The organism is Curvibacter sp. GW821-FHT09D12 (genome assembly GCF_059416245.1).
Window position 1 is genome coordinate 24004 of the sequence record NZ_JBWKOU010000041.1, and the last position, 6664, is coordinate 30667.

Below are 6664 nucleotides of genomic sequence, written 5' to 3' on the forward strand. Positions count from 1 at the left end.
CAAATGATGGCATCCATAGGCAATCCGTCTTTGTGTTCGAGTGCGGGCCCCCCGAAACTGCAGGCCTGTTCTGCTCAGAGCCCCTACCCATGCCCTCCACACACATGACTGCCCTGCAAAAGCAGTCAGCACAGGCAGGCTTCTCGCTGGTTGAAGCCCCCTTGCCACCCGCACCTCAGGCCGACGAGGTCCTGATCGAAGTGGCCGCCGCAGGCATCTGCGGCACCGACCTGCACATCGACCGCTGGACCCCCAGCTACCACTTCATGGCGCCAAGACTGCCTGTGACGCTTGGCCACGAATTCAGCGGCCACGTGCGCGCCTGCGGTGCGTCAGTCCCAACCGCTCTGCTCAATCGCCTGGTCACGGTGCGCCCTTCAGTGGTCTGCGGCGAATGCGAAGCCTGCCAGCGACAGCGGTTTGACGACTGCGTAACGCGACGTGGCATCGGTGTGGCACGTCACGGCGCCTTCGCGAGGTGGGTGAGCGTGCCTGCGCGCAACTGCGTGCCTGTGCCCGAAGAGGTGTCACCCCTGGTCGCGGCCCTGGGTGAACCGCTGACCGTGAGCCACGAGGCGGTACGCACGGCAGAGATCCGCCCGGGCGACAAAGTGCTGGTGCTGGGCCCGGGCAACATCGGCCAGGGCATGGCCTTGTTTGCGAGAGCCGCTGGCGCGGCTCAGGTGGTGATCGGGGGCCATGACGACGCGCCCCGCATGGCCATTCTATGGGCCATGGGATTCACAGACCTGATCGACTTCGCCCGACACAACATGGTCGAGGCTCTGGCCGAGTACACCCGGGACCGAAAATTCGACGTGGTGCTGGAGGCCACGGGCGCGGCCCAGGTGATTGCACCGGCGCTGGCTGTGCTGAAACCCAGGGGGGTCTTGGTCGTGGCGGGCATCCACGCTGCACCGGTACCGATCGACCTGACGGCCATGGTTCGCCAGCACCATCAGATCCGGGCTTCCTACCGGGCCCCTGAAGCCAGTTGGCCCGAAGTGGTTCGCTTCATGGCGGCCCATCCCGAGGTGCTCGCAAAAATGGTCACGCACCAGTTTCCGCTGGCACAGGCCGCGACGGCGTTCGCGCTGGCCCACCAGCGCGAGGCCACCAAGGTCATGCTCTTGCCTGCCACTGAAGCCGCGCCAGCATGAACGCCAATCCCACGGCCTTCCTGGCGCTATGGAATGGCTTGCGCGACCTCTCTGTGCTGGAGGAATACGAGCGCTGGCACAGCTTCGAGCATGTGCCCGAGCGCCTGTCCGTGCCCGGCATTCTGGAGGCGCGCCGGTACGGCTCGCTGGACTCGGGCGGCCAGTTTTTCACGGGCTACTGGCTGGCTGACCTGGCGGCCCTGCAGAGCCCTCGCTACCAGGAACTGCTGCAGCAGCCCACGCCATGGTCGGCACGGATGCGCCTGCAATTGAACGACTTTGTCCGGCACCCGACCCAGTTGCTGGGCAGTGCTGGCGTGACAAGGGGCCAGGCCCTGGCGACACGCCTGCTGACCTTGCCCCGCTCTGTGTCGCTGCACGAGGCATTGCGCCAACTCGATCGGCACATGAACCATGCCGTCGCCACAGCAGGCCTGCTGAGGGCCGAGTGGTCCAGGTTGGCCGACGAAAACATGCCGAGCCACCCCTTGAGCCCGCAGACGACCGGCACCTCGCCAGGAGAACGGCTGCTCTTGCTGCTGGAGCATTCAACGCCCAAGGCGCTGCAGGCCTTCCTGACCTCGCCGGCAGCATGGCCAGCGCCTTGGCTGGCAGAGGCGCCAGCCCGTTGCTTTGGCCTGTTGAGCACGACACGCCAGGCAGATGCGTACCCGGCAAGCAGGCTGCTCAGGCCTGCGACGCGCCTTGACCTGATGCCATGAAGGCCTTCAAAACGGGCCTTCGATATGGGCCTTAGATACGGGCCAGCCTGCCGCCCATCCCCTGCCCTCTCGTCAGGGCGACATGAGAACATTGGAGACAAACCATGCCCATCACCGATTCTGTTTCAATCACCGCCCGGCCAACCCCACCGGGCATCCGCCGACGAGACTGTTGGCTGGGCGCATTGGCCCTGGCGGCACCCGCGGCATTCGCCGCGGCCTGGCCTGCCAAGGCCTTGCGAATGGTCGTGGGCTACCCCAGCGGCTCTTCTCCCGACATGCAGGCACGTCTGCTGGCCGAACCCCTGAGCAAAGCCTTGGGGCAAGCCGTGGTGGTGGACAACAAACCCGGCGCCAGCGGCAACATTGGCGCCGACCAGATCGCCAAGGCCGATGACGGCCACACCTTCGGCATCATCGGCAACGGCCCGCTGACCAGCTCCCGCCACCTGTACAGCCATCTGCCGTATGACCCGGTGCGGGACCTGGCCCCGCTGGCCCTGATCGGGACCGCGCCATTGGTGTTGGTCAGTGCAGAGGCCAGCGCCCGTCAAGGGGCTGCGGCGTTTCTGGCCGAGGCCCGCAAATCCGGAGATCGCTGGGCCTATGGCTCCATCGGTCCGGGCTCAGGGGGCCACCTGGGCATGGAACTCATCAAGAACCGGCTGGGTTTCCAGGCCCTGCATGTGCCTTTCAATGGGGGCCCGGCCATCATCAATGCCATTCTGGGGGGCCAGGTGCAGATGAGCCTGCTGCCCGCCTCCACCGTCACCCCGCTGGTGACATCTGGCAAATTGAGTGCTGTGGCGGTCAGCACAGCCGCTCGCAGCGTGTTGGCCCCAGGCCTGCCCGGCATGTCTGAGCTGGGCGCGGCGGGGCTGGACATCGAGGTCTGGAACGCCGTGATGGCCCCGGCCCGCCTGGAAGAAACGCGCCGCGCCCGACTGGCCCAGGCCCTGACCGAGGTGCTGCAAGACAGCAGCCTGCGTGAGAAGCTCCAAGCCCAGGGCTGGCGACCTGCCGCCAGCACACCGGCCACACTGGCAGAACGCATCCGACGCGAATCGGCCCTGTACGGTGACCTCATTGCGCGGGCCAAAATACACTTGGACTGAAGCGCGCCTTTGCTGCGCTTCTGCAGCATCGCCCCCATGGAACTCAGACACCTCCGCTACTTTGTGAGCGTCGCCGAACTGGGCAGCGTCAGCCGCGCCTCCGAGAAGCTCTTCGTGGCCCAGCCAGCCCTCTCCGCCCAGATACGGCAGCTTGAGGAGGAAGTGGGCGTGCCGCTGTTTGTCCGCCTGCCCAGAGGCGTGCGCCTGACAGCAGCGGGAGAAAGCTTTCTGGAAGATGCCCGCGTCATCCTCAGCCGCACCTTGCAGGCAGCGCGCCGTGCACGCTCCAGGGAGCAGGACCAGCAGCAGGTGTTCCGAATCGGGCTGGTGCCCTCTGCCACCCATGGGTGGCTGCCTGCCGTGCTGAACCGCCTGCGAGAGGAGGGGCACGGACTTCGCGTGGAGGTGCGTGAACTGATCACGTCCCGGCAGTTGCAAGCGCTCCGGGACAACGAGATCGAAATCGGCCTTGGCCGACCCGGGCCCGGCCTGGATGAACGCTTCGTGCTTGCCGTCATCGACGACCCCTACTGCCTGGCCTTGCCCCTGGGCCACCCCTTGGCGCGGCCGGGCCTGCCTCTGGACCTTGCCGAGGCGGCCAGCGAACATTTCGTGGGCTTCTCACGCTACCAGGTGGCCGACTTCTTCGACCGCACAGCGGCACTGTGTCTGGCGGCGGGCTTCAGCCCCGATGTACGACACGAGGCCGGGCAATTCCTGAACGTTCTGGCGCTGGTGGCCTGCGGGCTGGGCGTGGCCATCGTGCCGGCCTCGTTTGCGGTTTTGGGTGCCGAGGGCGTGGTCTTCCGTCGCCTCGAGCCACTGGGCCTGCCCAGCCAACTGGCCTTGCTGGGCCGGGCCTGGCAAGAACAGCAGCAGCTCACCACGGAACCCGTGCGCACCACACTGGCCACGGCCTTGACCCGTATCGGCCAGGCCGAGCTGGCCAGCCTGGCCCGCCGCATTCAGGCGCTTTGAGCCGGCCTCGGGGTCAACCAGGGCCGGCTCTCGCAGCTCAGAAAAAGTGGGAGATGCCCAGCGCCACCTGATTCACGTTCTTGCCTGCAGCAACCACCGGCCCCGCATTGCTCGCGCTGTTGAAGGTGAAGCTGCTCTTCGGGCCGTTGTGGATCTGCGAATAACCGGCGTACAGCGAGGTGCGCTTGCTCAGGGCATAGCCATAACGGGCGCTGACAGAAGAAGCGTCGGTGTCCGCGGCCCTTCCGCTGGTTCGGCCATACGACAACCACAGGGAATGGACCCCCATCGGAACCATGGCCGACAACTCCCAGGCATCCTTGCCGGACGTGGCACTGCCGGCAAGCAAATCCCGCTGTCGGTAGTTTGCGAAGGCGGCCTTGGCAACCCCGAAGTCATAACTGCCGCCCAGCACAGCGTAGGTGCTGGTGTTGGACGCGCTGGTGTTTGAACGCATGTAGCTGGCCCCCAGTTGCAGGGCGCCCACCTTGTAGTCGAGGGACGGGTTGAAGACATTGCCGACCGAGCTGTTGGCCTGGCCACCGAAGGCGTACAAGCTCTTGAGCTTGAATCCAGCCACCTCTGGCGACTCGTAGCGCAGAGAGTTGTTGATGCGCAGCACGGTTCCGTCACGGAAGTAGTTCAGCGCATCGCCCCAGATCAGCCCGCTCACGGTGTAGGTTGCCAGGCTGGTGTGCAGCACCGAATAGTGGCGCCCCACGGTCAGTTTGCCCCAGCCCTGCCCTTCGGCGCCCACAAAGGCCTGGCGCCCGAATGCAAGCCCGCCCTGGCCAAGACTGCCGTCGGTGGCATTGAGGCCCATCTCAAGCATGTAGAGGGCCCGGGTTCCTCCACCCAGGTCCTCCTGGCCTCGCACCCCCAGGCGCGAGCCCCAAATGACGCCGCTGGCCATGGCCATGGAGGTGCCTGCGCCCGTGTCGGATCGGGTCACGCCGTTGTCGACCACGCCAAACAGCGTGGGGCCGGCGCTCGTGGCGGTCTGGGCATGGGCCACCGACAGCAGGGCCTGCATGGCAAGCCCAATGGCCAGGCAGGCCTGGGGTTTGATGGATGGTTCAGGGTTCAAGTTCTCGTCTCCGATGTGTTGTGTCTATGGACTGTTTGCGTCCAACCTTGGAGCCGAGATGGTGCGTTTGGAGCCGAATCGCCACAAATACCGATTTCCGATAGGCGGTATCGGTGGGAGCGATGCCACGTCAATACAGGCGGCGCTCAGAGCGGATCGACCGTGCTGGCGAACCCCCAAGCAGCTTCACCCCCCTTGCCAGGGGTCTGCTTCAGGATCGCCAAATTCGGATTTGAGAAAGGCCAGGAACGCCTGCACCTTGCGCGGCACATGCTTGCGGCCGGTGAAGGCCAACCACACCTGCCACGATTCACCCACCCAGCCGGGCAACACGCGCACCAGCGCCCCGCTCTGCAGGTACGGTTGGGCATGGGCAGAGAGCATGCCGATGATGCCCATGCCCTGCAATGCGGCCATGTACAGGGCCTCGGGGCTGTGCGAGTGAAAACGGGCCGGCCCGGGCCGCACATCCACACCGGGCTGCGCCCCGGGGCCCGTCGGGTGAAAGCGCAACACCTCGGGCAGGCCCTTGCCCTTGGGGAACAGACAGGCGTGCTGCGCCAGCTCTGAGGGATGCGCCGGGGCCGGGTAGGCCTCCAGATACCGGGGCGATGCACAGAGCAAGGCATGGGTGGTGCCCAGCTTGACGGCGGTGTAGTCGCCATCGGCCAGGCCCTGACGGCTGAACAGCACAGTCACATCCGACTTGAGATCGGGCGCCTCCAGGTGTCGGTCGCTGGTGTTGACCTCGATCTCCAGCCGAGGGTACACGCGCTGTAGCCGCGGCACCCGGGGGATCAACTGGGCCGCCGCAAAATCAAGCGACGATTGCACCTTCAACAGCCCGCCCGGTGTGCGCCCGCTGGTACTGGCCTCATCGTTGGCGGCATCCAGCCCCTCGATCAAGGGCCGGATGCGCGCCACATACACCTCGCCCGCCTCGGTCAGCGACAGCGTGCGGGTGGTGCGTTGCAACAGCCGGATGTTGAGCGCCGCCTCCAAATCCTGGATCAGCCGCGTGACCTTGGCCCGCGAGGTGTTGAGGGCCTGCGCAGCAGGCGCAAACCCGCCCTGGTCCACCACACTGAGCAGGGCACGCATTGAATCGAGTTGGTTCATGACTGAGTAAGACAGGCCGCAGAGCACGCAAGGTTCAGCGGGCGACTTTAGTCGCAATGGTGGGTGGCTGCTTGTACAGGGGTGTCAAGGCCAGTGGAGCAATAACGGTGGGGGCATGGGATGGCAATCAAAAATGCTATCAACCGCTCAAGTCGAAAAACTCGGTACTTCAAAACACCTTTCATAGAGCCACGACATTGGAGACAGCACTTGGGGAACTGCGCCGGGTTTTGAGAGCGAGGGAAGTGCGCTGAAAGATGGCACCGTGTTTTGCATGTTTGTAGACGATCAGGGCTGCTGCGTCATGCCGCTGGGATTTGAAGTGCCATTGAGATCCTGAAAAGGTGGCGGGATTGCCGCGCCCGATGTACCGATGGGGTGGGCTGTGAGGAGGGCCGCTTTGCAGGGCGGATTCAACCGGTCGATGCAACACACTAGCAGTGCACGTTGTGCAAGGAGATTCGTGTGAAGCAAAGACCAAGG

Annotated in this window: 6 protein-coding genes; 4 read left to right on the top strand and 2 right to left on the bottom strand. The window is 65.2% G+C overall.

From position 1 onward, the window contains the following. Window positions 1-89: 89 nt before the first annotated feature. The 4 genes from AC07PT_RS29760 to AC07PT_RS29775 all read left to right on the top strand — a co-directional run bounded on the left by AC07PT_RS29760 (window position 90) and on the right by AC07PT_RS29775 (window position 3975). On the top strand, window positions 90-1160 hold the full coding sequence (locus tag AC07PT_RS29760) for a zinc-dependent alcohol dehydrogenase (RefSeq protein WP_494659106.1): 1071 nt from the start codon (window positions 90-92) through the stop codon (window positions 1158-1160). Further along, a complete protein-coding gene (locus AC07PT_RS29765) occupies window positions 1157-1882 on the top strand; it encodes a hypothetical protein (RefSeq protein WP_494659107.1) in 726 nt (241 codons plus the stop codon). The genes AC07PT_RS29760 and AC07PT_RS29765 overlap by 4 nt, the downstream gene beginning before the upstream one ends. Before the next feature lie 104 nt (window positions 1883-1986). Continuing rightward, window positions 1987-2997: a Bug family tripartite tricarboxylate transporter substrate binding protein gene (locus AC07PT_RS29770; RefSeq protein WP_494659108.1), complete on the top strand. Its 1011-nt coding sequence runs from the start codon at window positions 1987-1989 to the stop codon at window positions 2995-2997. A 36-nt stretch (window positions 2998-3033) separates the two neighbouring features. Further along, entirely contained in the window at window positions 3034-3975 is a 942-nt protein-coding gene (locus AC07PT_RS29775) for a LysR substrate-binding domain-containing protein (RefSeq protein ID WP_494659109.1), read from the top strand. A gap of 37 nt (window positions 3976-4012) precedes the next feature. Here the strand turns inward: AC07PT_RS29775 and AC07PT_RS29780 are convergent, their stop codons facing one another. After that, the gene (locus tag AC07PT_RS29780; RefSeq protein WP_494659110.1) at window positions 4013-5062 is read right to left on the bottom strand and encodes a porin; all 1050 of its coding nucleotides are present in this window, start codon (window positions 5060-5062) and stop codon (window positions 4013-4015) included. Window positions 5063-5248: 186 nt separating this feature from the next. Continuing rightward, window positions 5249-6181, bottom strand: a complete 933-nt coding sequence (locus AC07PT_RS29785; protein ID WP_494659111.1) for a LysR family transcriptional regulator — start codon at window positions 6179-6181, stop codon at window positions 5249-5251. Window positions 6182-6664: the final 483 nt, after the last annotated feature.